The following is a 25,469-nucleotide window of genomic DNA, read 5'->3' on the forward strand; positions in this document are numbered from 1 at the left end:
GGTTGTTAATCCTTATCGAGAAAATCGGCAACCTGTTTGCGCACCGCTGCCGCGCCGCCCCTGCGATCCTTGATGTAGGCCGCGCCCCTGGCCGAGACATGGTCACGCGAGGGCGTGTCGTCAAGCAGGCGCAGCAGGGCGGCGAGGGCCTCGACCGGGTCGGCGGCGCGCACGGCCAGCCCGCTGTCAAAGATTTCCCGGCCGACCCAGGCGAAGTTGCTCCAGTGCGGCCCGATGACCGGCACCACGCCCCGGGTGATGGGCTCAAGGAAGTTCTGCCCGCCAAGCGGAGCCAGGGAGCCGCCCACAAAGGCGGCCCGGGCCAGACCATAGGCCGGGAGCAACTCGCCAAAGGTGTCCCAGAGTACCACCGAGCCGGGCGCGACCGGGGCGGTCAGGCGCGAGCGTTCGGCGCAGGACAGCCCGGCGCGGTCCAGCGCCCTGCTCCACAGGGGGATGTGGTGCAGATGGCGCGGGAAGAGGCCGATGACGGCCTCGGGACGGGCGCGCAGCAGTCCGGCGGCCAGCCCGGCCACCTCGGCCAGTTCTTGTTTGCGCACCGAGCCGAAGACCACCAAGGGCGAGTCTTCCGGGATGATGCCCGCCAGAGGGTTGTCGTCATGGCCAGTCGGGCCAGTCGGGCCAGTCGGGCCGGGCGCGGTCATGCGGTCGAACTTGATGTTGGGCATGACCAGGACGCGGTCGCGGCCGAACAGGGTGGCGAAGCGGTGGCCGTCGGCCTCGGACACGGCCATGATCCGGTCCGGTGCCAGGGCGCGGAAGAGTCCGGGCCAGGCCAGATAGCCGCCCAGGCTGCGGGCGGTCATGCGCCCATTGGCCAGCAGCACCCGCGTGCCCTGCCTGCGGCAGGCGTCGAGGAACCCGGGCCACAGCTCGGTTTCGAGGATCAGGGCGCAGCGCGGGCGCACATGGGCCACGGTCCGGCGCATGATCGAAGGCGCGTCCAGGGGAAAATACCAGGGCTGCACGGCCAGCCCCTGCTTGCGGCCGTTGATGTCGTCGGCCGCGCGGCACAGGGTTTCAAACCCCTGCCGGGTGGCCGAGGTGGCGAGGACGCGCAAGGGACCGCCGTCGGGCGGGACCATGTCCTTGAGCACCTCCCAGGCAAGATACGCCTCGCCGCCGCTGGCCGCCTGGACCCAGAGATCGGCCCGGGCGGGCAGGCCGCCGGTCAGGGTGCGCTGGTCCCAGCCCTCGCGCAGGCGGTGATTGAGCCTGAGCATGGGGGAGGCGCACTTCCAGAGCGCGTTGTACGCGGTCAGGGCCGCGTCGATGCCCTTGGCCATGGCCTAGCGGCCCCGCTCTTCAAGGCCGAGGCGGATCAGTTCGGCGATGAGGGAGTCAAAGGGCAGGCCGGCCTGGGCAGCGGCGCGCGGCAGCAGGCTGGTAGGGGTCATGCCCGGCAGGGTGTTGACCTCAAGCAGATACGGGGTGCCGTCGCCGGACAGGATGAAGTCGCCCCGGCTGTAGCCGGTCAGGCCCAGGGCCTTGTGGGCCGTGACCATGAGCGACTGGACGTGCTGCGTCACCTCGTCGGGCACGGGCGCGGGACAGACCTCCTCGGCCCCGTCCTCGGCGTACTTGTTTTGGTAGTCGAAGAAGGCCGCTCCGCCCTTGGGGGTGATCATGATCAGGGGCAGGGGACGGTCGTCGAGCACGGCGCAGGTCAGCTCCACGCCGGGGATGAATGTTTCCACCAGGGCGGACTGGCACAGGGAGAAGACTGTGTCCAAGGCGGCCGGAAACTCGTCCGCCGTGTGCACGAGGCTCATGCCCAGGCTGGAGCCGCCCTTGTTGGGTTTGACGAACACGGGCAGCGGCAGCCTGGGCGGGGTATCCACCCCCTGCACCCGGGTGACGAACTGCCAGGCCGGAGTGGGGATGCCCACGGACTCGAAGACCTCCTTGGAGGCCGCCTTGTTCAGGGCCAGGTAGGAGGCGGCGGCACCGGCCCCCTGGTAGGGACAGCCCGCCTTGTCGAGCACTGCCTGGATCAGGCCGTCCTCGCCGGGCGTGCCGTGCAGGTTGATGAAGGCGAAGTCCGCCTCGCGGGCCACGCGCAAGAGGTTCTGGAAGTCCTCCGCCGGGTCGAGGAAGGTGACGTCGTGGCCCAGTTGTTCCAGGGCCGAGTTGATCTTTCGTGCGCCCGAGAGGGAGACCTCCCGTTCGTCAGACCAGCCGCCCGCAATCAAAATCACATGCATTCAGATCTACCTCAAGAGTGTCGCAGAGCAGCGCTTCGAGTTCCATGGCCTGCGCCCTGGTCATCTCGATGCGTTGGCGAATGGCTTCGGTGACGCCGTAGCGGGCGTCGAGATCCCGGAACCGGGATTCGATGCTGACCAGCGTGTCGTGGCGGACGCGCTTGTCCGCGTAGATGACCGCCAGCGGCGTGAAATAGTCGGCAAGGTCCAGGGGAAAAGGCCAGTAGACGTGGTGGGTGACGCCGGTGGCGATGGCCGGGTTGCCAGTCAGGGCCACGGTCCATGCGCCGCCCAGTTGGCTGTGGTTGCCGCCGTGGCGGATGGAGTAGGACTTGGCGATGTCGTGGAGCAGGGCCGAGGCGCGCACCGTGGGCACGTCCACGGCCATGCCCAGCTCCCGGGCGCGCAGGGCCAGGAAGGTCGCAACCCGGGCCACTACCAGGCTGTGGGCGGCCACGTTGTCGAGCATGGCAAAGACGCTCCAGTGCTCCATGCACCGGGCATCGTCAGGCACCGCGAGCCCCGGGTCGACGACCACGGGCGGCGGCGCGGGCAGGGGCGAGCGCATCTCGAGGCATGGGGCAGGGGCGGGCTTGCGGGCGTTCATCGCGGTTTCCGTGCCGATCGCCGGGCACTGGTCGTCTGGCCGGGGGCATCATTGCGTCCGGCTGCTCCAACCTACCAGCAGGCGGGGGAAAAATAAAGCGCGCCGGATCGGGAAGATGGCATTTCCTCCTGTCCCGGCGTGGCCGCTGGCCGGGAAGGCGGGCGGTCTTGTCCGGGACGCGAGCCATGGCCCCTGTCGCAGCCCGAGCGTCCGGCGTGCGTCAAGCGGGTTCCCGCGATGGTGAACCCGCTGTGCGCCCCAATCGGGAGCCGCCTGATGATCACGGGGCGGCCCCCTTCCGTCAACTGCGTTCTTGCTATTCCGTGGTCCAGGGAAGGCCCTGGAAAACGCGGGCACGTTGCCTGCGCCGGATGCCCCGTCCCTGAATGGCTCCCGGGCCGAACCCGAATCCTCTGCCGGGCGCGAGGTTGCCCACTTCCTGCGCCATGGCCCGGTTCATGAGCCGGGCAGGGCGGCCGACATCAGGGGCGGTGACACCGGAGTCAACCCCCTGGGCAAAGCCGGTTCCCATGCCGCGCCCGAAGCCACGTCCCTGGCCCGGACCCGAGGCGGGATCGGCCGGCCATTGGCACCATCCGCAACCGTATCCACGGCCCATGCCGCCGCATCCCCGGCCCTGGCCGCCGAAACTCCGTCCCGCGTTCTGTGGCCGGATGGAATCGGTGGCGGTGAAACCTTGTCCGAATTTTCGATTGGTGAAGAAGGGCATGAATACCTCCCTTGTTGTGGCCGGTTCCGGCCGGTTCGGACCGCCTTTGCATTGCGCGGTCATCTGTAAGAATGAAGATATGCTCATGCGTCAAGGTGTCAAGATTAAAATGAACATATGTTCACAAAAGTTTGGCCACGAATAAAATAAACTCTGCAAATGCAGTGTGTTTTGCTCCTGCGCGTTGGCGGTAATCAGTGCGGTGCACCGGGTTGAGCAAAGGCAAATGTCACATCAGGTGTTCGTGCCGGGATTTTGTTTGCCCGTTGGGTGCAATCGGTATATGGAAAGTCCTGACCCTGAAGCCGGGGTGACACTTTCAATACGGGGGGATGGTTTGAGCTTCGAATTACTGAACAAATTTCGCGATCCCGAGTTGTGTGGCAAGGTGCTGGACACCCTGCGGGCCGAGCTTTCCGGCGGCCTGCGCTTCATGGAGGTGTGCGGCACCCACACCGTGGCCATATTCCAGAGCGGGCTGCGCTCCCTGCTGCCCGAGGAGATCATCCACCTGAGCGGGCCGGGCTGCCCGGTCTGCGTCACCCACGAGTCCGAGGTCAACGCCTTTCTCGATCTGGCGGGCAGAGACAACGTGATCATGGCCACCTTTGGCGACCTGATGCGCGTGCCCGGCCACCATGGGCGCAACCTGAAGAAGGCCCAGGCCGACGGCGCCCGGGTCAAGGTCGTGTACTCGCCCTTTGATACCCTCAAGCTGGCCCGTGAGAATCCGGGCGATCTCGTGGTCTTCATCGGCGTGGGCTTCGAGACCACGGCCCCGACCATCGCCGCCACCATGAAGATGGCCCGGGAGCAGGGCATCGACAACCTGCGCGTGCTCTGCTTTCACAAGACAGTGCCCGCCGCCCTGGAGGTGCTCCTGGCCGACGAGCGGGCGGGCATCGAGGGATTCATCCTGCCCGGTCACGTTTCGGCCATCATCGGCCTTGAGCCGTACAAGTTCATCGCCGAAAAATACGGGAAGTCCGCCGTGATCGCCGGGTTCGAGCCCCTGGACATCCTCCAGGCGCTGCTCTCCATGGTGCGCTGGCGCAATGCGGGCGAGGCCCATGTGGTCAACAGCTACACCCGCATCGTCAGCGACGGGGGCAATGCCAAGGCGCGCGAGATCATGTACGAGGTCTTCGAGCCGTCCGACGCCCTGTGGCGCGGCATCGGCTGCATCCCGGGCAGCGGCCTCGAAATCCGGCCCGAGTGGGAGTCCTTTGACGCCAAGAAGACCTTCGGCATCGTCATCGAAGAGGGGGCGGCCCTGCCCGGCTGCAAGTGCGGCGACATCCTCAAGGGCATCAAGCGGCCCGACGAGTGTCCCCTGTTCAAGAAGGCCTGCACCCCGGCCAACCCTGTGGGCCCGTGCATGGTCTCCACCGAGGGCAGCTGCGCCGCCTACTACAAATACAAACTGGATTAGTCATGAGCGACAAGGTTTTACTCGATTACGGCAGCGGCGGTCGCGCCTCGCAGCGGCTCATCTCGGAACTCTTTCTCAAGCACTTGGGCAACGACGAACTGAACCGGCTCAACGACGCGGCCGAGCTGACCGTGTCCGGCCGCATCGCCATGAGCACGGACTCCTTCACCGTGGACCCCATCTTCTTCCCCGGCGGCAACATCGGCTCCCTGGCCGTGCACGGCACGGTCAACGACGTGGCCATGATGGGCGCCGTGCCCCGGTATATGACCTGCGCCTATATCATAGAGGAAGGGCTGCCCATGGACGATCTCGAAAGGATCGTGGCCTCCATGGGCGAGGCCGTGCGCGAGGCCGGGGTGATCATCGTTTCCGGCGACACCAAGGTGGTGCCCAGGGGGGCGTTGGACAAGATATTCATCAACACCACCGGCATCGGCGAGATCATCGTGGACCCGGCCCCCAGCGGCGACCGCGCCCGGCCCGGCGATGCGGTGCTCATCTCCGGCACCATCGGCGACCACGGCCTGACCATCCTCGGCACCCGCGAAGGTCTTGATTTCCAGTCCAAGGTCGAGAGCGACAGCGCGTCGCTGAACCACCTGCTGGTTCGGCTGGTGCGCGAGCTGCCCGAGGTCCATGTGCTGCGCGATCCCACGCGCGGCGGGCTTGCCACCACCCTCAACGAGATCACCCACAGCTCGGGCGTGTGCTGCGAGCTGGACGAGGCGTCCCTGCCCGTGCGTCCCGAGGTGGCGGGCGGCTGCTCCATCCTTGGCCTGGACCCGCTCTATCTGGCCAACGAGGGCAAGTTCCTGTGCGTCCTGCCCGAGGCCCATGCGTCGAAAGCCCTGGAGATCATGCGCGCCGACCCGCTGGGTCGCGACGCCTGCCGCATCGGCACCATGACCGATGCGAACCCGGGCAAGGTGGTGCTCGTCACTCACCTGGGCGGCAAACGGCTGCTGGGCATGCTCGAAGGCGAGCAGTTGCCTCGCATCTGCTGACATGACCCGCATCTGCTGATACGGCCCGCTTCCACCCGCAAAAAGAAACGGCCCTCGGATATTTCCGAAGGCCGTTTTCTCGTCAGTGGAAAGGTGCTCAGCGCTTCTTCTTGTGTGTCTCGATGAGGGCGGCGGCGCGCTGGGCGAGGTACGTGATCTCGGGCTTGGATATCTGGTCGTCCGCGCCCACGGCCTCGCCCCGGTAGCGCAGCTTCTCGGTGATCAGCGAGGAGAAGAGGATGACCGGGATGTCGCGCAGGACGGGGTCGTCCTTGATGCGCCGGGTCAGGTGGTGGCCGTCCATCATGGGCATTTCGATGTCCGAGACGATGACCTGGACGTAATCCGTGATGGGGCGGCCTTCATCCACGGCGCTCTGCTTGATCTCCTTGAGCCGGTCCCAGCACTCGCGGCCGTTGTTGGTCTTTTCCACGCGGAATCCGGCCTGGCCGAGCATGTCGCGGATCATTTCGCGGATGAGCGGGGAGTCGTCGGCGATGAGGGCGCGGTAGCGCTCCGCGGTGTTGAACTCCACATTGTCGTCGAGCTTGAGCCGCATCTCGGGGTTGAGCTCCGAGACGATGCGCTCAAGGTCAAGGATGAAGACGATGCGGTCATCGAACTTGACCACGCCGGTGATGGAGTCGCTCGACAGGGCCGAGACGTATTTGTTGGGTGCCTCGACATCCTCCCAGCTGATGCGGTGGATGCGGGTGACGCCCGAGACCATGAAGGCCGAGGTGACCTGATTGAATTCGGTGACGATGACCTTGGGCGGTTCGTTTTCCACGCGGCGTTTCTTGAGCCACATGGCGAGATCGAGCAGGGGAATGATGCGCGAGCGCAGGTTGAAGGCGCCGAGCACGGACACATGGGAGACCTCGGGCATTTCCGTGACATCGGGCATGCGGATGATTTCCAGCACCTTGGCGACGTTGACGCCGAAATAGCTCTTGCGCGTCTTGGGTGCCCCTTCGGTCCGGGGGGACGGCGAATCGTCGTTGTTCTTGGGAATTTCCTCAATGTAGAACTCGACGATTTCCAGTTCGTTGGTTCCCGCCTCAAGCAGGATTTCGCTCGTCTCGGTGGACATGGGGCACCGTTTCCTTTCAAAAGAGAGTACGAAAACGAGAAGGTCGATCAGGCGTGGTTGTAACCGTTATTGGCAAATCACGTCAACAAGCGTTTCCGGCGTGAGGCCGTCTGCGGGTTCAAGATGGGCGATGGTCGCCGCCGCCGCCTCGAGGGCCGGCCAGTCGCGGCATTCGAGCAGGGAGGCGCGCAGGGCGCGGATGCCCTTGAGCCCCTTGGCGTAGCGGGGAATGATGGAGCGGATCTTGCGAAAGGACCGGCCGTCGCCTTCATGCTCGCGGGTCAGCCGGATGTGCTCGCGCACGATCTCTGCCAGGGCCGCGCCGTCGCGCGCGGGCGGCTGCTCCCCGGCCAGCAGGGCGCGGAAGCGGGCGAAGATGGACGGATCGTAGAGCGCGCCCCGGGCGAACATGACCGCGTCCACCCCGGTCTGTTCCACGCAGCGCACCCCGTCCTCGGCCGTGAACAGATCGCCCGAGGCGATCACCGGGATGGAGACCGCACCCTTGAGCAGGGCGAGCTTGGACCAGTCGGCCTGGCCCGCGAACATCTGGCGGCCGTAGCGCGGGTGCAGGGTGACCCAGTGGACGCCCGCGCCCTCAAGCCGCCGGGCCAGATCAAGGTAGGTGTCAACACCCTTGTCGAACCCCAGGCGGAACTTGACGCCCACCCGCCCTCCCAAGGGATGGGCGGCGGCCCGCTCCACCATGATCGAGGCGATGCGGACCAGGGTGTCCGGGTCTTCCATGAGCTTCACGCCGCTGCCGGATTTGAGCACCTTGCGCACCGGGCAGCCCGCGTTGAGGTCGAAGTTGCGGTAGCCAAGGGCCACCAGCCTTTCCATGACCGGGCCGAAGAGTTCCGGGTCGGCCCCGAAGAGCTGGAGGACCATGGGGTTATCTTCAGGGCAGGTGGCGATGAGCCGCTGGGTGCCCTCGTTGCCAAAGGCCATGCCCTTGACGCTGACCATCTCGGAGCAGGCCACGGCGCATCCGTATCGTCGCGAAAGCAGACGAAAGGGCAGGTCGGAATACCCGGCCAGGGGCGCGAGCCACGGCTCGTCAGAGGCGATGCGAAACGATGTCATGGGCCAAGCTCATAATGGGAGTCGGTCGCGGAGTCAAAGGATTCGGACGTGGCCGCAGGGCGGTTCTGACTGGTATTTTGAAAAAACTTGCCGGGCAGGGTTGACAAAACAGGGACGAACAACTTAAACCGGCCCGTCTTCGAGCGCTTCAAGGGCGCATGCGTGCATCCGGTGAAAAAGCCGACGAAACGCTTGCTTTTTGACACCATGGCGGATATAGACTTCGTTCCCGATGAGCTGGCGTAGCTCAATTGGTAGAGCAGCTGATTTGTAATCAGCCGGTTGCGGGTTCAAGTCCCATCGCCAGCTCCAAAGACACAAATGGTGGGGTTCCCGAGTGGCCAAAGGGAACAGACTGTAAATCTGTCGTCGAACGACTTCGGAGGTTCAAATCCTCCCCCCACCACCAAATTTTTTATAAGCCACGCTGTAGGAGGCGGTCCGGGACTGCTGTATGGACTACGGAGAGTGAGCGGGAATAGCTCAATGGCTAGAGCATCAGCCTTCCAAGCTGAGGGTTGCGGGTTCGAGTCCCGTTTCCCGCTCCATTACTCTAGCACTACCGTTGTCCATCCATACTCCTTATATACAAGCGTGGGCTCGCGTGCCCACGTAGCTCAGCAGGTAGAGCACATCCTTGGTAAGGATGAGGTCACCGGTTCAAATCCGGTCGTGGGCTCCATAGTTCATGCCGTGTTAGCTTAGTATTTAAAGTAATAAAAAAAACCTACACCACTTTTAGTTAGGGGGATCACAATGGGAAAAGCAAAATTTCAGCGTAGCAAGCCGCACGTCAACATCGGTACCATCGGTCACATCGACCATGGCAAGACCACGCTGACCGCAGCCATCACCAAGCTCGCCTTCCTCAGGGGTTTCGGCCAGTACGTCGCCTTTGACGAGATCGACAAGGCGCCCGAGGAGAAGGAGCGCGGCATCACCATCGCCACCGCCCACGTCGAGTACGAGACCGCGAACCGTCACTACGCCCACGTGGACTGCCCCGGTCACGCCGACTACATCAAGAACATGATCACCGGTGCCGCCCAGATGGATGGTGCCATCCTCGTGTGCGCCGCCACCGACGGTCCCATGCCCCAGACCCGTGAGCACATCCTGCTCGCCCGTCAGGTGGGCGTGCCCGCCATGGTTGTCTTCCTCAACAAGTGCGACATGGTCGACGACGAGGAGCTGCTGGAGCTGGTGGAGCTTGAGGTTCGCGAGCTGCTGAGCAAGTACGAGTTCCCCGGCGACGACATCCCGGTCATCCGCGGCTCCGCCCTGAAGGGCCTGGAGTGCGAGAGCGCCGACGATCCGGACGCCAAGCCCATCTACGACCTGCTCGAAGCCTGCGACAACTACATCCCCGAGCCCGAGCGCGACATCGACATGCCGTTCCTCATGCCCGTGGAAGACGTGTTCTCCATCTCCGGCCGCGGCACCGTCATCACCGGCCGCATCGAGCGCGGTGTGGTCAAGGTCGGCGAGGAAATCGCCATCATCGGCATCAAGGACACCATCAAGACCACCTGCACCGGCGTCGAGATGTTCCGCAAGATCCTCGACCAGGGTCAGGCCGGCGATAACGTGGGCCTGCTGATCCGCGGCGTGAAGCGTGAAGAGGTCGAGCGCGGCCAGGTTGCCGCCAAGCCCGGCTCCATCACCCCGCACACCAAGTTCAAGGCCGAGGTCTACGTCCTCTCCAAGGACGAGGGCGGCCGCCACACCCCGTTCTTCTCCGGCTACCGTCCGCAGTTCTACTTCCGCACCACTGACATCACCGGTGTCGTGGCCCTGGAAGAGGGTGTCGAGATGGTCATGCCCGGCGACAACGCCACCTTCAACGTCGAGCTCATCGCGCCCATCGCCATGGAACTCGGCCTGCGCTTCGCCATCCGCGAAGGCGGCCGCACCGTCGGCGCCGGTGTCGTCACCGAGATCGTGGAGTAATCCATGCGCATCAACATTCAGCTGCAGTGCACCGAGTGCAAGCGTAAGAACTACGCCACGCAGAAGAACAAGAAGAACACTACCGGTCGGTTGGAAGTGAACAAGTATTGTCCCTGGGACAAGAAACACACTGTCCACAAAGAGACCAAGTAGGTTCGATAGAGCAGGGGTATAGTTCCAACGGCTAGAACGCCGGTCTCCAAAACCGGATGTTGGGGGTTCGAATCCCTCTACCCCTGCCAACTCTGTTTGCAAGCGGGCGTTACGGGGCCTTGACCGCAACACGGCAAGGCCCCGCGACCCGCTCAATAATTTGGAAAAAGAAGTTATGACCAAGAAAAAAGACAAGCAGTCCGCCACGGCGGTAGCATCCGGTCCGGTCGGGAAAATCAAGGAATTCATGGAGTTCTTTGAGGAATCCAAGGTCGAGATCAAGAAGGTTGTCTGGCCGACACGCAAGGAGACCATCAGCACCTGCGTGGCGGTGTTGCTCGTCAGCCTGGTCGTGGCTCTTTACCTGGGCATTGTTGACCTGGCGCTCTCCAAGATCGTCGAGGCCATACTGTCCTAGAAGTCCCTAGCTCTGGAGCAAAGGCTGGATCAAACATGGATGCCACAATGGAACAAGCAGCACCTCGCTCGCGCTGGTACATCGTTCACACCTATTCGGGGTTCGAACAGCGCGTGGAGCAGACCGTCCGGGAGATGATGCGGACAGGGCAGGACAAGGGCCTCATCGAAGAGGTTGTCATGCCCACCGAGAAGATCGTCGAGATGGTCAAGGGGGAGCGCAAGACTTCCACCCGGAAATTCTACCCCGGGTACATCATGATCAAGATGATCTTGACCGATGACACATGGCATCTGATACAGTCCATCCCGCGCGTCACCGGCTTTGTGGGCGGGAAGAACCGTCCCACCCCCATGCGTGACAGCGAGGCGGAGAACATCCTCAACATGATGGAGAGCCGCCAGGAGAAGCCGCGTCCCAAGTTCAACTTCGAACGCGGGGACGAGGTGCGGGTCATCGACGGCCCTTTCAGCGGTTTCAACGGTGTTGTGGAAGAAGTCAATTACGACAAGGGAAAACTCAAGGTTTCCGTCTCCATCTTCGGGCGTCAGACTCCTGTGGAGCTCGACTTCGTCCAGGTGGACAAGGGATAGCCCGGAAATACTCGCCAACAGCGAAATTTCTCACCGAGGATTACAATGGCCAAGAAAGAAATAGGAAAGATCAAGCTGCAGATTCCCGCCGGGAGTGCCAACCCCTCCCCGCCGGTTGGTCCGGCGCTGGGCCAGCATGGCGTGAACATCATGGAGTTCTGCAAGGCGTTCAACGCCAGGACGCAGGACCAGAAGGGGCTGATCATACCGGTCGTCATCACGGTCTTCGCAGACCGCTCCTTCGACTTCATCACCAAGACCCCTCCCGCTCCGGTGCTGCTGCTCAAGGCAGCCAAGCTGGAGAAGGGGTCCAGTGAACCCAACAAAGTGAAGGTCGGCAAGGTCACCAAGGCCCAGATCAAGGAAATTGCCGAAATGAAGATGCCCGACCTGAACGCCAACGACCTTGAGAAGGCCATGCTGCAGATTGAGGGCACCGCCCGCAGCATGGGCATCGAAGTCAAAGGCTAGCGAGGAAATACGAAATGCCCAAGCATGGAAAGAAATACCGCAATGCCGTCGGCGACAGGGACACCACCCTGCGCGTTCAGGTCGAGGAAGGCGTGAAGACCGCCATTGAGAGCGCCTTCGCCAAGTTCGACGAGACAGTGGACGTGGCCATCAACCTCGGTGTTGACCCCAAGTACTCGGACCAGATGATCCGCGGTGCCGTCAGCCTGCCCAACGGGCTTGGCAAGGACGTGCGCGTGGTGGTCTTCTGCAAGCCCGAGAAGGTGGCCGAGGCCAAGGCCGCAGGTGCCGACTACGCGGGCTCCGACGACCTGGTCGAGAAGATTCAGGGCGGCTGGCTCGACTTCGACAAGGCCGTGGCCACCCCGGACATGATGGCCCTGGTCGGCAAGATCGGCCGCACACTCGGTCCCCGCGGCCTGATGCCCAACGCCAAGACCGGCACCGTGACCATGGATGTGGCCAAGGCCGTGTCCGAGCTCAAGGCGGGCAAGGTCGAGTTCAAGGTGGACAAGGCCGGGGTGCTTCACGCGCCCATCGGCAAGGTCTCCTTTGGCACCGAGAAGCTGTGTGAAAACCTCAAGACCCTGCTGGCCCAGGTCATGCGCATGAAGCCTTCCAGCGCCAAGGGAACCTACATGAAGGCCATGGCCGTGGCCACCACCATGGGCCCCGGCGTGAAGATCGACCCCCTGGCCATCAGGAAGTTCATCGAAGCCTAGCAGGCGGATACTGGAATACCGGGCGGCCCTCGCGGGTCGCCCTGGATATAATCGCACGGAGAGTTGAGTCAGAGAAGGCAGGTGGGACCGTGATCCCTTAATACCCTGCTCAGACAACGCTTTGACCTGCTTTCCGGGCCGAACGACGAGGAGTGGTGGATGAACAGGCAAGAAAAAGCCCAGATCATCGAGCAGCTGCACGCAAAAGCTGCGCGGGCGAGCATTGCCGTCGTCACCGACTTCAAGGGACTCAGCGTTGAGGAGATCACCAGCCTCCGCGCCAAGTGCTACGAAGTCGGCGTTGACTACCAAGTCGTCAAGAACACCCTGGCCCGGTTGGCTCTCAAGGACACCGAACACGGTGGATTGAGCGAACATCTCAAGGAGAACTGCGCCATTGCGCTCGGGTACGACGATCCTGTCGCCCTGGCCAAGGCGCTGTCCGAATTCGACAGGACGAACAAGAAGTTCGCCCTGCGTTTCGGATCTCTTGAGGGACAGTTTCTTGACGGCGACGGCGTACGTGAACTCGCCAAGATGCCCAGCAGGCCTGAGCTCTTGAGTTCCGTACTTGGCACCATGCAGGCCGTACCGCGCAATTTCGTGTGCTTGTTCGCAAACATTGAGCGCAAGTTCCTCTATGCCTTGACCGCGATCAAGGAACAGAAGGAAGCTGCGTAAACCAGGTTCAAAGCGAATCTTTCGTAAGGAGAATTTATCATGGCTGACATCACCAAAGAACAGGTTGTCGAGTTCATCGGCAACATGACCGTCCTGGAACTGTCCAAGTTCATCAAAGAGCTCGAAGACGTCTTCGGCGTCGAGGCTGCCGCTCCGGCCGCCGCTGTCATGGTCGCCCCGGCCGGTGCCGCCGCTGCCGATGCCGCCGAGGAGCAGACCGAGTTCACCGTTGTCCTGACCGGCGCTGGCGCCAACAAGATCGCCGTCATCAAGGCTGTTCGCGCCCTGACCGGCCTGGGTCTGAAAGAGGCCAAGGCCGTGGTTGACGAGGCTCCCAAGCCGATCAAGGAAAACGTTTCCAAGGATGAGGCCGACGACGCTGCCAAGCAGCTGAAGGAAGCCGGCGCAGAAGTTGAAATCAAGTAGCTTCGCACACTTAAGCTAATCAGGCAAAGAGCGCTCGCCCTGAAATAAGGGTGTTGCGCTTTTTGTCCTGTCTCTATATATACTGGGTGATTGGTTCCGCCTTCGGGCTCAGGCGCTGATGGCGAATGCAATCGCCTGCTCCTGTTTTACATGCGCTCCGGGACCGGTATCCCGGCCATGGTCATCATCCTTTAGCGCAGCGTCCGAATCCACGCGGCCGTTGCGGACGACAGTGGGCGGCCGGTCCCCCATCGACAGCGCGCCCCAACCATCAACCACTCATACATGAGGGTACAATGGGTCAACTCAGAAAAAAATTCGGCAACATCGTCAACACGCTCCCCATCCCCCACCTGCTGGAGCTTCAGGTCGATTCCTACAAGCGGTTCCTGCAGCTGGACACTCCGCCCACCAGTCGTGCCGACGTCGGGCTCGAGAGCGTGTTCCGGTCCGTGTTTCCCATTGAAGATTTCAACAAGACCGCCAGCCTTGATTTCGTCAAATATGAAATCGGTGAGCCAAAATACGACGTCGATGAGTGCATCTCCAAGGGTCTGACCTACGAGACGCCCATCCGTATAACTGTCCGTCTCGTAGTTTTTGACGTGGACGAAGAAACGGACAACCGCACCATTCGCGACATCAAGGAACAAGACATATACTTCGGCACACTGCCGCTGATGACGGACAAGGGAACTTACGTCATCAACGGCACCGAGCGTGTCATCGTCAACCAGTTGCAGCGCTCTCCGGGCATCCTCTTCGAGCATGACTCGGGCAAGACCCATTCCAGCCGCAAGGTGCTCTACTCAAGCCGCATCATTCCCATGCGTGGCTCCTGGCTCGACTTTGATTTCGACCACAAGGACATCCTGTACGTGCGCATCGACCGCCGCCGCAAGATGCCCGCCACCATCCTGCTCAAGGCCATGGGGCTGTCGCGTACCGACATCCTCGAATACTACTACGACATCGAGTCCTACACCCTGCTCAAGACCAAGGTGCAGCGCGCCGTGGTGGACGAGCAGTACCGCAAGGAAATAGCCTTTGCCGACATCAAGGACGGCGATACGGTCCTGGTGGCCAAGGGCACCCCCATCACCAAGGGCGCGTGGAAGAAGATCGTGCGCGCCGGGATCAAGACCATCGAGGTCGATCCCGATTCGCTGACGGGCCTGTTCCTGGCGGCGGACATGGTGGACAAGAACGGCGAGGTCATCGCCGAGGCGGCCGACGAGCTGACCCCGGACATGGTGGCGCGCATCCGCGAGGCCGGCATCAAGGACCTGGGTGTGCTGCATACCCGTGGTCAGGATGTGTCCTCGGCCCTGCGCGACACGCTGCTCCTCGACAAGACCACGGACCTGGAGACGGCCCAGATCGAGATATACCGCCGCCTGCGGCCCAGTTCTCCGCCCACGCCCGAGATCGCGGCCAACTTCTTCGAGAACCTGTTCCGCAGCGCCGACTATTACGACCTCTCCAGCGTCGGCCGCTACAAGCTCAACTCGCGCCTGAACCAGGATGTGGATCTCAACATCCGCACCCTGACCAACGAGGACATCCTGCTGGCGGTCAAGGAACTCCTGCGCCTCAAGGATTCCCATGGTCCGGCCGACGACATCGACCACCTGGGCAACCGCCGGGTGCGCCCGGTGGGCGAGCTGGTGGAAAACCAGTACCGCATCGGCCTTGTGCGCATGGAGCGCGCCATCAAGGAGCGCATGAGCCTCCAGGAAGTGGCCACCCTTATGCCCCATGACTTGATCAATCCCAAGCCCGTGGCGGCCGTGCTCAAGGAGTTCTTCGGAACCTCCCAGCTCAGCCAGTTCATGGACCAGACCAACCCGCTCTCCGAGGTCACCCACAAGCGCCGCCTGTCCGCACTGGGGCCCGGTGGCCTGACCCGCGAGCGTGCAGGCTTCGAGGTGCGCGATGTGCACACCTCGCACTACGGTCGCATCTGCCCCATCGAGACGCCCGAAGGACCGAACATCGGTCTGATCGTCTCCCTGACCACCTACGCCAAGGTCAACGACTACGGGTTCATCGAGACGCCGTACCGCACGGTCCGCGACAAGCAGGTCACAAACGAGATCCACTACATGGACGCCTCCAAGGAGGCCAAGGAAGTGGTGGCCCAGGCCAACGCGCCCCTGGACGAGACCGGCACCTTCGTCAACCCGCGCGTCAACGCCCGCATCAGCGGCGACGTGCAGCTGACCCTGGCCGAGGAAGTGACCTGCATGGACATCAGCCCGAGCCAGACGGTTTCCATCTCGGCCGCGCTGATTCCCTTCCTTGAGCATGACGACGCCAACCGCGCCCTCATGGGCTCGAACATGATGCGCCAGGCCGTGCCCCTGCTCCAGGCCGAGCAGCCCCTGGTCGGCACCGACATGGAAGGCCCGGTCGCCCGCGACTCCGGCGCCTGCGTGCTGGCCGAGGAAGACGGCATGGTCCACTTCGTCGACGCCGAACGGGTCATCGTCAATTACGACAATGGTCTGTACCCGGCCTCGGGTGGTGCCAAGCACTACGAGCTTCAGAAATGGCACAAGTCCAACCAGAACTCCTGCTTCGGCCAGCGGCCCAGGGTCCAGGTGGGGCAGGTGGTCAAGAAGGGCGACGTGCTGGCCGACGGTCCCGGCATCGAGGATGGCGAGCTTGCCCTGGGCAAGAACCTGCTCGTGGCCTTCATGCCCTGGTGCGGGTTCAACTTCGAGGACTCCATCCTCATCTCCGAGCGCATGGTCAAGGAGGACGTGTTCACCTCCATCCACATCGAGGAGTTTGAACTGGTGGCCCGCGACACCAAGCTCGGACCCGAGGAAGTGACCCGCGACATCTCCAACGTTTCCGAGGAGATGCTTCGCAACCTTGACGATTGCGGCATCATCCGCATCGGCGCGCGCGTCAAGCCCGACGACATCATGGTCGGCAAGATCACGCCCAAGGGCGAGACCCAGCTGACGCCCGAGGAAAAGCTCCTGCGCGCCATCTTCGGCGACAAGGCGCGCGACGTGAAGAACACGTCCCTCAAGGTGCCGCCGGGAATCGCGGGCACCATCGTGGACGTCAAGGTCTTCAACCGCCGCTCCTCCGAAAAGGACGAACGCACCAAGGCCATCGAGGAAGCGGAGTTGGCCGCCTTCGACGCCAAGGAAATGAAGCATATCGCCTCCATGACCGACGCCATCCGGGAACGGATCTGGGACGTGGTCAAGGGCGAGACATACAAGAAGGATCTGGCCGGGACCAAGAAGGCCTTGCTGGGCAAGACCGGCGAGGCGGTGGACCGCGAGGCCATCTTCTCCGTGCCGGTCAAGAAGCTGCTGGGCATCTTCGACAAGGACCCCAACGAGCAGATCAAGATGATCGTTGCCGATTACGACCAGCAGATCCACTTCATCAAGACCCTCTACGACGTGAAGCGCGAGAAGGTGACCGAGGGCGACGACCTGCCCCCGGGCGTCATCAAGATGGTCAAGGTCTACGTCGCCGTGAAGCGCAAGCTCAGCGTGGGTGACAAGATGGCTGGCCGCCACGGCAACAAGGGCGTTGTCTCCTGCATCCTGCCCGAGGAGGACATGCCGTTCTTCGAGGACGGTACGCCTATGGACATCGTGCTCAACCCCCTTGGCGTGCCTTCGCGCATGAACATCGGCCAGATCATGGAGACCCATCTGGGCATGGCTGGCCGCAAGCTCGGCGAGCAACTCAGCACCATGTACGAGGAGAACGCCTTCAAGGACATGCGCAAGGATGTCAAAGGCTTCTTCGAGGACAAGGACATGGATGCGCTCATCGACTCCATGACCGACGAGCAACTCGTGGAGGCCGTCAAGAAGGTCAAGAAGGGCATTGTGGCCAAGACGCCGGTCTTTGACGGCGCCAACGAGGAGGAAATCTGGGGCTGGCTCGAAAAGGCCGGACTCTCGGACGACGGCAAGTTCGTCCTCTTTGACGGCCGCACCGGCGAGCCCTTTCACAGCCGGGTCACGGTGGGTGTCATGTACATCCTCAAGCTGCATCACCTGGTTGACGAAAAGATTCACGCCCGGTCCACCGGCCCTTACTCCCTGGTCACGCAGCAGCCTCTGGGCGGCAAGGCCCAGTTCGGCGGCCAGCGCCTGGGAGAGATGGAGGTCTGGGCCCTGGAGGCCTACGGCGCCGCCTATCTTCTGCAGGAGTTCCTCACCGTCAAGTCCGACGATGTGCAGGGCCGCGTGAAGATGTACGAGAAGATCGTCAAGGGTGACAACTTCCTGGAAGCCGGACTGCCGGAATCCTTCAACGTTCTGGTCAAGGAACTCATGTCGCTGGGTCTGGATGTGACCCTGCACTACGAGGACCGCAAGCGCCCGTCCTCTGCTCCGCAGCGGCCTTATCTGGCGTAAGACCGGACACTCTCGGTGAAAAGCCCGGCCGGTCGAGCGGCCGGCCGGGCATATGATAACTTTTTACGATAGGGGATATCCATGACGTTGGACGATCTGTTCACCTTGCGTGGAGCACCAAATGCCGCCGCCCAGGGGCGCAACCTGAACGCAATCCAGATATCCATCGCCTCGCCAGAAACCATCAGGGAATGGTCCTTTGGCGAGGTGAAAAAACCGGAAACGATCAATTACCGCACCTTCAAGCCGGAGCGCGACGGCCTTTTCTGCGCCAAGATATTCGGTCCGGTCAAGGATTACGAGTGCAACTGCGGCAAGTACAAGCGCATGAAGCATCGCGGCATCGTCTGCGAAAAATGCGGCGTTGAGGTCATCGCCTCCAAGGTCCGCCGCGAGCGCATGGGCCACATCGAACTGGCAGCGCCCGTTGCCCACATCTGGTTCCTGAAGACGCTGCCCTCCAAGATAGGCACGCTGCTCGACATCACCATGGCCGACCTGGAGAAGGTGCTCTACTTCGACTCCTTCATCGTGCTCGATCCGGGCGACACCCCGCTCAAGAAGCATCAGGTGGTCAGCGAAGACCAGTACTTCCAGGTCATCGACCACTTTGGCGAGGATGCGCTCAAGGTCGGCATGGGTGCCGAAACCGTGCGCGTGATGCTCGAAGCACTCGACCTTGACATGCTGCGCATCGAGCTGCGCGAAGAATCGCAGTCCACGCGGTCCCAGACCAAGAAGAAGAAAATCACCAAGCGGCTGAAGATCGTCGAGGCCTTCCTCGAGTCCGGCAACAAGCCCGAGTGGATGATCATGGAAGTGATTCCCATCATTCCGCCCGAGCTGCGCCCGCTGGTCCCCCTGGACGGCGGCCGCTTCGCCACCTCGGACCTCAACGACCTGTACCGCCGTGTCATCAACCGCAACAACCGCCTCAAGCGGCTGCTGGAGCTCGGCGCGCCCGAGATCATCATCCGCAACGAAAAGCGCATGTTGCAGGAAGCGGTGGACGCCCTGTTCGACAACGGCCGCCGCGGCCGGGCCATCACCGGCACCAACGGCCGCCCGCTCAAGTCGCTCTCGGACATGATCAAGGGCAAGCAGGGCCGGTTCCGTCAGAACCTGCTGGGCAAGCGCGTGGACTACTCGGGCCGTTCGGTCATCGTGGTCGGTCCCAAGCTCAAGCTGCACCAGTGCGGCCTGCCCAAGAAGATGGCCCTTGAGCTGTTCAAGCCCTTCATCTACGCCGAGCTTGAGAAGCGCGAGATCGCCACCACCATCAAGTCGGCCAAGAAGATGGTCGAGCGCGAGGATCTGGTCGTCTGGGACATCCTCGAGGACGTGGTCCGCGAGTATCCGATCATGCTCAACCGCGCCCCGACCCTGCACCGCCTCGGCATCCAGGCCTTTGAGCCGCTCCTGGTGGAAGGCAAGGCCATCCAGCTGCATCCGCTGGTCTGCTCCGCCTACAACGCGGACTTTGACGGCGACCAGATGGCAGTCCACGTTCCCCTGAGCGTGGAGGCCCAGATCGAGTGCCGCGTGCTGATGATGTCCACCAACAACATCCTCAGCCCGTCCAACGGCTCGCCGGTCATCAACCCATCGCAGGACATCGTGCTGGGGCTGTACTACCTGACCACGCCGCGCTCCTTTCAGCGTGGCGAGGGCATGATCTTTGCCGATCCCTCGGAGGTCATCGCGGCCCACGACCACGGCGCGGTGGGGCTGCACGCGCGCATCAAGGTGCGCATCGACGGGAAGATCGTGGAGACCACCACCGGCCGCATCATCGTCAGCGAGCTGCTGCCGGATAAGGTGCCCTTTGACATGGTCAACTGCGTGTTCAACAAGAAGAACATCGCTGCCCTGGTCTCCGGCGCCTACCGGCTGGCAGGCACCAAGGCCACGGTCATCCTGTGCGACCGCATCAAGGACATGGGCTACGAGTACGCCACCCGCGCGGGCGTGACCATCGGCGTCAAGGACCTGAAGATTCCCGATGCCAAGGCCGGGCTGCTCGAAGCGGCCCACGCCGAGGTGGAGGAGATCGAGAACCAGTTCCAGGACGGCATCATCACCCGCACGGAAAAATACAACAAGGTCGTTGACGTCTGGACCAAGACGACCAACGACATCTCCAACGAGATGATGCAGGAGATGAGCACCGACGTGCTGACCGATCCCAAGACCGGAAAGACCGAGGTCAACTCCAGCTTCAACCCCATCTATATGATGGCCACCTCCGGCGCCCGAGGCAACCAGGACCAGATGCGCCAGCTGGCTGGCATGCGCGGCCTGATGGCCAAGCCTTCGGGCGAGATCATCGAGACGCCCATCACCGCGTCCTTCCGCGAAGGGCTCTCGGTCCTGCAGTACTTCATCTCCACCCATGGCGCGCGAAAGGGTCTGGCCGACACGGCGCTCAAGACCGCCAACTCCGGCTACCTGACCCGCCGCCTCGTGGATGTCGTGCAGGATGTGACCGTGTCCGAGCTGGACTGCGGCACCGTGGACGGCCTCGAGCTGACCCACTTTGTCAAGAGCGGCGAGATCAAGGAGCGTCTGGCCGACCGCGTCAAGGGCCGGGTGACCATGTTCCCGATTCATGACGAGGAGAACGGGGAGATGATCATTCCCGCCAACACCATGATCGACGAGAACTACGCGGCCAAGCTCGACGCCACGGGGGTGAACTCCATCACCATCCGCTCGGGCCTGACCTGCAAGTCGAGGCAGGGCATCTGCGCCATGTGCTACGGGCGCGACCTGGCCCGCGGGCATCTGGTCAACGTCGGCGAGACCGTGGGCATCATTGCCGCCCAGTCCATCGGCGAGCCCGGTACCCAGCTGACCATGCGCACCTTCCACATCGGCGGCACCGCGTCCAAGGAGATCGAGTCCTCGTCCATTGAGTCGCAGCACCAGGGCCGCGTGGTCTGCTCGCGCATGCGCACCGTCGTCAACACCGACGGCCACAAGATGGTGCTCGGCAAGAGCTGCCAGGTGGGCATCGTGGATGAGCAGGGCCGCGAGCGCGAGAAGTACGTGCTGCCGTCCGGTGCGCGTCTGCTGGTGGACGAAGGGCAGATGGTCAAGAAGGGCAGCCCGCTGGCCGAGTGGGACCCCTACATGGAGCCGTTCATCGTCGATGCGGCCGGTATCATCAGCTTCACCGACATCATCGAGGGCAAGACCGTCCAGGAGGATCGCACCTCCAAGGCGTCCTATACCATCATGGAATACCGGACCACCAACTTCCGCCCGGCCGTGACCATTCTGGGCGAGAACGGCAGGCCCAAGAAGCGGGCGGGCACGGCCATCGACGCCACCTTTGCCATGCCGGTGGGCGCCATTCTCATGGTCAAGGACGGCGACACCGTGCGCTCGGGCGACGTCATCGCCCGCAAACCGCGTGAATCGTCCAAGACCAAGGACATTGTCGGCGGCCTGCCGCGAGTTGCCGAGCTGTTCGAGGTGCGCAAGCCCAAGGACATGGGCGTGGTCTCGTCCATCGACGGCATCGTCACCTTCGGCTCCGAGACCAAGGGCAAGCGCAAGGTCGTGGTCACCCCGGAGACTGGCGATCCCATGGAGTTCCTGATCCCCAAGGGCAAGCACATCACGGTACAGGAGTCCGACTTCGTGGAGGCGGGCGATCTGCTCACCGAGGGCAGCCCCGAGCTGCACGACATCCTGCGCATCAAGGGCGAGAAGTATCTGGCCCGCTACCTCGTGGAAGAGGTTCAGGAGGTCTACCGCTTCCAGGGCGTCAGCATCAACGACAAGCATATCGAGATCATCGTTCGCCAGATGCTCAAGAAGGTGGCCATCGTCGATCCCGGCTCCACCACCTTCCTCATCGGCGAGCAGGTGGACAAGCTGCGGTTCACGGAGGAGAACGCCAAGGCCATTGCCGAGGGCGGCACTCCGGCCGTGGCCGAGACGCTGGTGCTTGGCATCACCCAGGCCTCGCTCTCCACGGACTCCTTCATCTCCGCGGCCAGCTTCCAGGAGACCACCAAGGTGCTGACCGAGGCATCGCTCAGGGGCAAGGTGGACAATCTGCGCGGTCTCAAGGAGAACGTCATTGTCGGCCGCCTGGTTCCGGCGGGCACCGGCTTCCGCCGGTACATCGACTCGGGCATCATCGTGCCCGAACAGCTCGAGCGCAAGGACAAGTTCCTTGAAGACCTGGAGGAGAACCCGCTCCTGGTGGAGATTGATTGAAGATTATAACATCGCCAGAACGATGTTCGGTATAGGAAAGTGACTGGGGAGGCTGGTCCTCTCCAGTCACTTTGCCGCCGGGGACCGTCCCGCGTTGAGCTGGTCAAGCCAAACCGCTTGACAAGGCTTCTGCTTTTGGATTACTAGCGGTCCTCTTTGCGCATGAATGCGTGCGGCAATGTATTAACTATTGATTTCGGAGGATGAATGCCCACCATCAACCAATTGATCCGCAAGGCGCGCGTGGCGCAGCCCAAGCGGAAAAAGACCCCGGCCCTGCTCGAGTGCCCGCAGCGCCGCGGTGTTTGCACCAGAGTGTACACCACGACCCCCAAGAAGCCGAACTCCGCGCTTCGCAAGGTCGCCCGTGTCCGCCTGACCAACGGCATCGAAGTCACCGCCTACATCGGCGGCGAAGGCCACAACCTGCAGGAGCACTCCGTGGTGCTGATCCGTGGCGGCCGCGTCAAGGACTTACCCGGTGTCCGCTACCACATCGTGCGCGGCTCCCTCGATACCTCGGGTGTCGATGATCGCCGTCGCGGCCGTTCCAAGTACGGTACCAAGCGCCCGAAATAGGTTGACGCTTTTTTCGTAATGCCCGGGGTGGGATGACAAAGTAGGGCGGAGGCTGCCCAAAATAATGTCCCCCCGGCCGAAATCCAAGGAGAAAGAAATGCCTCGTAAAGGTCCTGTCGCCAAGCGGCAGATCCTGCCGGACCCTGTATACGGCAGCAAGCTGATCACCCGCTTCATCAACCGTCTCATGTTTGACGGCAAGAAGAGCACCGCTGAAAGAATTTTCTACCAGGCCGTCGAATCGCTGGCCAGCAAGACCAACGAAGACCCGTTGCGCGCCTTCGAGAAGTGCCTGGACAATGTCCGGCCTTCGGTTGAGGTCAAGTCCCGCCGTGTCGGCGGTGCCACCTATCAGGTGCCCATGGAAGTCCGCCCCGATCGTCAGCTGGCCCTGGCCATCCGTTGGATGATCAGCTACGCCCGTGGCCGTGGCGAGAAGGGCATGGTCGCCCGGCTCTCCGGCGAGTTGCTCGACGCATTCAACAATCGCGGCGGAGCAGTCAAGAAACGGGAAGACACCCACAAGATGGCCGAAGCCAACAAGGCTTTCGCCCACTACCGCTGGTAGACCCGGAGTATTACTGTGCCAAGAATGGTTCCCAGAAACAAGCAGCGCAATATCGGCATCATGGCCCACATCGACGCGGGCAAAACCACGACGACCGAGCGCATTCTGTTTTATACCGGCGTCTCCCACAAACTGGGCGAAGTCCATGACGGCGAAGCCACCATGGACTGGATGGTTCAGGAGCAGGAGCGCGGCATCACCATCACCTCCGCCGCCACCACCTGCAACTGGCGCGACCATCGCATCAACATCATCGACACCCCCGGGCACGTCGATTTCACCATGGAAGTGGAGCGCGCCCTGCGTGTGCTCGACGGTGCCGTGGCCGTGTTCGATTCCGTGGCCGGTGTCGAGCCCCAGTCCGAGACCGTCTGGCGTCAGGCCGACCGCTATCGCGTCCCGCGCATGGCCTTTGTCAACAAGATGGACCGCATCGGGGCCGATTTCTATCGCTGCGTCTCCATGATGAAGACCCGGCTCAACGCCAAGGCCGTGCCCGTGCAGATTCCCATCGGGGCCGAGGACGAGTTTGTCGGCATGGTCGATCTGATCGAGGGCAAGGCCTACATCTTCGACCAGCAGGACAAGGGAGCCACCTTCCAGGTCGCCGACGTTCCCGCTGATCTTCAGGACCAATACGAACTGATGCGCGCCGAGATGATCGAGGCCGTTGCCGAGGAGGACGAAACCCTGCTCGAAAGGTTCATGGCTGACGAGGAGCTGACCCCCGAGGAGATTCGCGAGGGCGTGCGCAAGGCCACCACATCCCTGGCCATCTGCCCTGTGCTGTGCGGCACCGCCTTCCGCAACAAGGGCGTGCAGCAGCTGCTGGACGCGGTTGTGGACTTCATGCCGTCGCCGCTGGACATCGAGGTGATGAAGGGTATCAACCCCGACACCGGCGACGAGATCGAGTGCCCGTGCGACGACGACAAGCCCTTGGCCGCTCTGGCCTTCAAGCTGATGACCGACCCCTTTGTGGGCCACCTGACCTTCCTGCGCCTTTACTCCGGCAAGATCGAAAGCGGTGCCACCTTCATGAACGGCGCCACCGGCAAGAAGGAGCGCATCGGACGACTGCTCAAAATGCACGCCAACAAGCGTGAAGAGATAAAAGAGGCTTACGCTGGCGACATCGTCGCCGCCGTGGGGCTCAAGAACCTGGCTACCGGCGACACCCTGGCTGACCTCAAGCAGGCGGTGGTGCTCGAATCCCTGGATATCCCGGAGCCGGTCATCGAAGTGGCCATTGAGCCCAAGACCAAGGCCGACCGCGACAACCTGTCCAACTCCCTTGTCAAGCTCGCCAAGGAGGACCCGTCCTTCCGCGTCAAGACTGACGAGGAGACCGGACAGACCCTTATCGCCGGAATGGGTGAGTTGCATCTCGAGATCATTGTTGACCGTCTCCTGCGGGAGTTCAACGTCAACGCCAACGTGGGCGCGCCCCGCGTTGCGTATCGCGAGACCATTTCCGCGCCGAACAAGGCGGATGTCAAGCATGCCAAGCAGTCGGGCGGCCGCGGCCAGTACGGCCACGTCGTCATCGAGATCGAGCCCAACCCAGAGAAGGGCTACGAGTTCGCGGACGAGATCAAGGGCGGCGTGATTCCCAAGGAATACATTCCCGCCGTGGACAAGGGCATCAAGGATGCCCTGAAGAACGGCATCGTCGCCGGGTTCCCGGTGGTCGATGTCAAGGTCAAGCTGGTCTTCGGCTCGTTCCACGAGGTGGACTCCAGCGAACAGGCGTTCTACGTTGCCGGTTCCATGGCCATCAAGCAGGCATGCAAGGGAGCCAAGCCCGTGCTGCTGGAGCCCATCATGTCCGTGGAAGTGGTCACGCCCGAGGATTACCTGGGCGATGTCATGGGTGATCTGAATGGCCGTCGCGGCCGCGTGGGCGAAATGGAAGCCCGGCCCGGCGTGCAGGTGGTGCGGTCCTATGTCCCGCTGTCCGAGATGTTCGGCTACGCGACGGACCTGCGCTCCAAGACCCAGGGACGCGCCACGTTTACCATGCAGTTCAATCACTATGAGAAGGTGCCGAACAGCTTGGCCGAAGAGTTGATGACAAAGAAAGATTAACGACGAGCCG

21 protein-coding genes and 5 tRNA genes are annotated in these 25,469 nt (G+C 62.6%); 20 read left to right on the forward strand and 6 right to left on the reverse strand.

Annotation, left to right across the window (positions count from 1 at the left end):
- Positions 1 to 5 precede the first annotated feature (5 nt).
- The 4 genes from QQS14_RS03610 to QQS14_RS03625 form a co-directional block, all read right to left on the reverse strand.
- Complete coding sequence (locus QQS14_RS03610; RefSeq protein ID WP_285905540.1) at positions 6 to 1,307, reverse strand: 3-deoxy-D-manno-octulosonic acid transferase; 1,302 nt, start codon at positions 1,305 to 1,307, stop codon at positions 6 to 8.
- Positions 1,308 to 1,310: 3 nt separating this feature from the next.
- Positions 1,311 to 2,225 (reverse strand): D-alanine--D-alanine ligase family protein, encoded by a 915-nt coding sequence (locus QQS14_RS03615; protein ID WP_285905541.1) that lies wholly within the window; start codon positions 2,223 to 2,225, stop codon positions 1,311 to 1,313.
- The gene (locus QQS14_RS03620) at positions 2,191 to 2,832 is read right to left on the reverse strand and encodes an HDIG domain-containing metalloprotein (protein ID WP_285905542.1); all 642 of its coding nucleotides are present in this window, start codon (positions 2,830 to 2,832) and stop codon (positions 2,191 to 2,193) included. The genes QQS14_RS03615 and QQS14_RS03620 overlap by 35 nt, the downstream gene beginning before the upstream one ends.
- A gap of 316 nt (positions 2,833 to 3,148) precedes the next feature.
- Entirely contained in the window at positions 3,149 to 3,562 is a 414-nt protein-coding gene (locus QQS14_RS03625; protein WP_285905543.1) for a hypothetical protein, read from the reverse strand.
- Between the two features lie 337 nt (positions 3,563 to 3,899).
- Between QQS14_RS03625 and hypD the strand changes: the two genes are divergently transcribed.
- Both hypD and hypE read left to right on the forward strand, forming a co-directional pair.
- Positions 3,900 to 4,994, forward strand: coding sequence for a hydrogenase formation protein HypD (gene hypD / locus QQS14_RS03630; protein WP_285905544.1), 1,095 nt, complete (start codon positions 3,900 to 3,902; stop codon positions 4,992 to 4,994).
- A gap of 2 nt (positions 4,995 to 4,996) precedes the next feature.
- Positions 4,997 to 6,001 carry a hydrogenase expression/formation protein HypE gene (hypE, locus tag QQS14_RS03635; RefSeq protein ID WP_285905545.1) on the forward strand — a complete coding sequence of 335 codons (1,005 nt, stop codon included), beginning with the start codon at positions 4,997 to 4,999 and terminating at the stop codon, positions 5,999 to 6,001.
- Positions 6,002 to 6,098: 97 nt separating this feature from the next.
- Here hypE and QQS14_RS03640 read toward each other — a convergent pair whose 3' ends face one another.
- Positions 6,099 to 7,094: a chemotaxis protein gene (locus QQS14_RS03640; RefSeq protein ID WP_285905546.1), complete on the reverse strand. Its 996-nt coding sequence runs from the start codon at positions 7,092 to 7,094 to the stop codon at positions 6,099 to 6,101.
- Between the two features lie 66 nt (positions 7,095 to 7,160).
- The gene (locus QQS14_RS03645) at positions 7,161 to 8,180 is read right to left on the reverse strand and encodes a tRNA dihydrouridine synthase (protein ID WP_285905547.1); all 1,020 of its coding nucleotides are present in this window, start codon (positions 8,178 to 8,180) and stop codon (positions 7,161 to 7,163) included.
- A gap of 236 nt (positions 8,181 to 8,416) precedes the next feature.
- Between QQS14_RS03645 and QQS14_RS03650 the strand changes: the two genes are divergently transcribed.
- From QQS14_RS03650 to fusA, 18 genes are all read left to right on the forward strand, one after another.
- Positions 8,417 to 8,492, forward strand: a tRNA-Thr gene (locus QQS14_RS03650).
- Positions 8,493 to 8,503: 11 nt separating this feature from the next.
- Positions 8,504 to 8,589 (forward strand) — tRNA-Tyr (locus tag QQS14_RS03655).
- Between the two features lie 63 nt (positions 8,590 to 8,652).
- Positions 8,653 to 8,728 (forward strand) — tRNA-Gly (locus tag QQS14_RS03660).
- Between the two features lie 58 nt (positions 8,729 to 8,786).
- Positions 8,787 to 8,862, forward strand: a tRNA-Thr gene (locus tag QQS14_RS03665).
- A gap of 74 nt (positions 8,863 to 8,936) precedes the next feature.
- Entirely contained in the window at positions 8,937 to 10,130 is a 1,194-nt protein-coding gene (gene tuf, locus QQS14_RS03670; RefSeq protein WP_285905548.1) for an elongation factor Tu, read from the forward strand.
- A 3-nt stretch (positions 10,131 to 10,133) separates the two neighbouring features.
- Positions 10,134 to 10,283 carry a 50S ribosomal protein L33 gene (gene rpmG, locus QQS14_RS03675; protein WP_285905549.1) on the forward strand — a complete coding sequence of 50 codons (150 nt, stop codon included), beginning with the start codon at positions 10,134 to 10,136 and terminating at the stop codon, positions 10,281 to 10,283.
- A gap of 12 nt (positions 10,284 to 10,295) precedes the next feature.
- Positions 10,296 to 10,372, forward strand: a tRNA-Trp gene (locus QQS14_RS03680).
- Between the two features lie 86 nt (positions 10,373 to 10,458).
- Positions 10,459 to 10,701: a preprotein translocase subunit SecE gene (gene secE, locus QQS14_RS03685; protein WP_285905550.1), complete on the forward strand. Its 243-nt coding sequence runs from the start codon at positions 10,459 to 10,461 to the stop codon at positions 10,699 to 10,701.
- 35 nt (positions 10,702 to 10,736) lie between these two features.
- Positions 10,737 to 11,294 carry a transcription termination/antitermination protein NusG gene (gene nusG, locus QQS14_RS03690; protein ID WP_285905551.1) on the forward strand — a complete coding sequence of 186 codons (558 nt, stop codon included), beginning with the start codon at positions 10,737 to 10,739 and terminating at the stop codon, positions 11,292 to 11,294.
- A gap of 45 nt (positions 11,295 to 11,339) precedes the next feature.
- Entirely contained in the window at positions 11,340 to 11,765 is a 426-nt protein-coding gene (rplK, locus tag QQS14_RS03695) for a 50S ribosomal protein L11 (protein ID WP_285905552.1), read from the forward strand.
- 14 nt (positions 11,766 to 11,779) lie between these two features.
- Entirely contained in the window at positions 11,780 to 12,487 is a 708-nt protein-coding gene (gene rplA / locus QQS14_RS03700) for a 50S ribosomal protein L1 (RefSeq protein ID WP_285905553.1), read from the forward strand.
- Positions 12,488 to 12,646: 159 nt separating this feature from the next.
- Positions 12,647 to 13,168, forward strand: a complete 522-nt coding sequence (gene rplJ / locus QQS14_RS03705; protein WP_285905554.1) for a 50S ribosomal protein L10 — start codon at positions 12,647 to 12,649, stop codon at positions 13,166 to 13,168.
- A 39-nt stretch (positions 13,169 to 13,207) separates the two neighbouring features.
- The gene (gene rplL / locus QQS14_RS03710) at positions 13,208 to 13,594 is read left to right on the forward strand and encodes a 50S ribosomal protein L7/L12 (protein WP_285905555.1); all 387 of its coding nucleotides are present in this window, start codon (positions 13,208 to 13,210) and stop codon (positions 13,592 to 13,594) included.
- A gap of 296 nt (positions 13,595 to 13,890) precedes the next feature.
- Positions 13,891 to 17,994: a DNA-directed RNA polymerase subunit beta gene (gene rpoB, locus QQS14_RS03715; RefSeq protein WP_285905556.1), complete on the forward strand. Its 4,104-nt coding sequence runs from the start codon at positions 13,891 to 13,893 to the stop codon at positions 17,992 to 17,994.
- Between the two features lie 81 nt (positions 17,995 to 18,075).
- Positions 18,076 to 22,224 (forward strand): DNA-directed RNA polymerase subunit beta', encoded by a 4,149-nt coding sequence (gene rpoC, locus QQS14_RS03720; protein ID WP_285905557.1) that lies wholly within the window; start codon positions 18,076 to 18,078, stop codon positions 22,222 to 22,224.
- A 207-nt stretch (positions 22,225 to 22,431) separates the two neighbouring features.
- Complete coding sequence (gene rpsL / locus QQS14_RS03725) at positions 22,432 to 22,803, forward strand: 30S ribosomal protein S12 (protein WP_155931598.1); 372 nt, start codon at positions 22,432 to 22,434, stop codon at positions 22,801 to 22,803.
- 97 nt (positions 22,804 to 22,900) lie between these two features.
- Positions 22,901 to 23,371, forward strand: coding sequence for a 30S ribosomal protein S7 (rpsG, locus tag QQS14_RS03730; protein ID WP_285905559.1), 471 nt, complete (start codon positions 22,901 to 22,903; stop codon positions 23,369 to 23,371).
- Between the two features lie 15 nt (positions 23,372 to 23,386).
- A complete protein-coding gene (fusA, locus tag QQS14_RS03735; RefSeq protein ID WP_285905560.1) occupies positions 23,387 to 25,459 on the forward strand; it encodes an elongation factor G in 2,073 nt (690 codons plus the stop codon).
- Positions 25,460 to 25,469: the final 10 nt, after the last annotated feature.

Origin of the sequence: Pseudodesulfovibrio pelocollis (genome assembly GCF_030282845.1) — a bacterium.
Lineage (GTDB): Bacteria > Desulfobacterota > Desulfovibrionia > Desulfovibrionales > Desulfovibrionaceae > Pseudodesulfovibrio > Pseudodesulfovibrio pelocollis.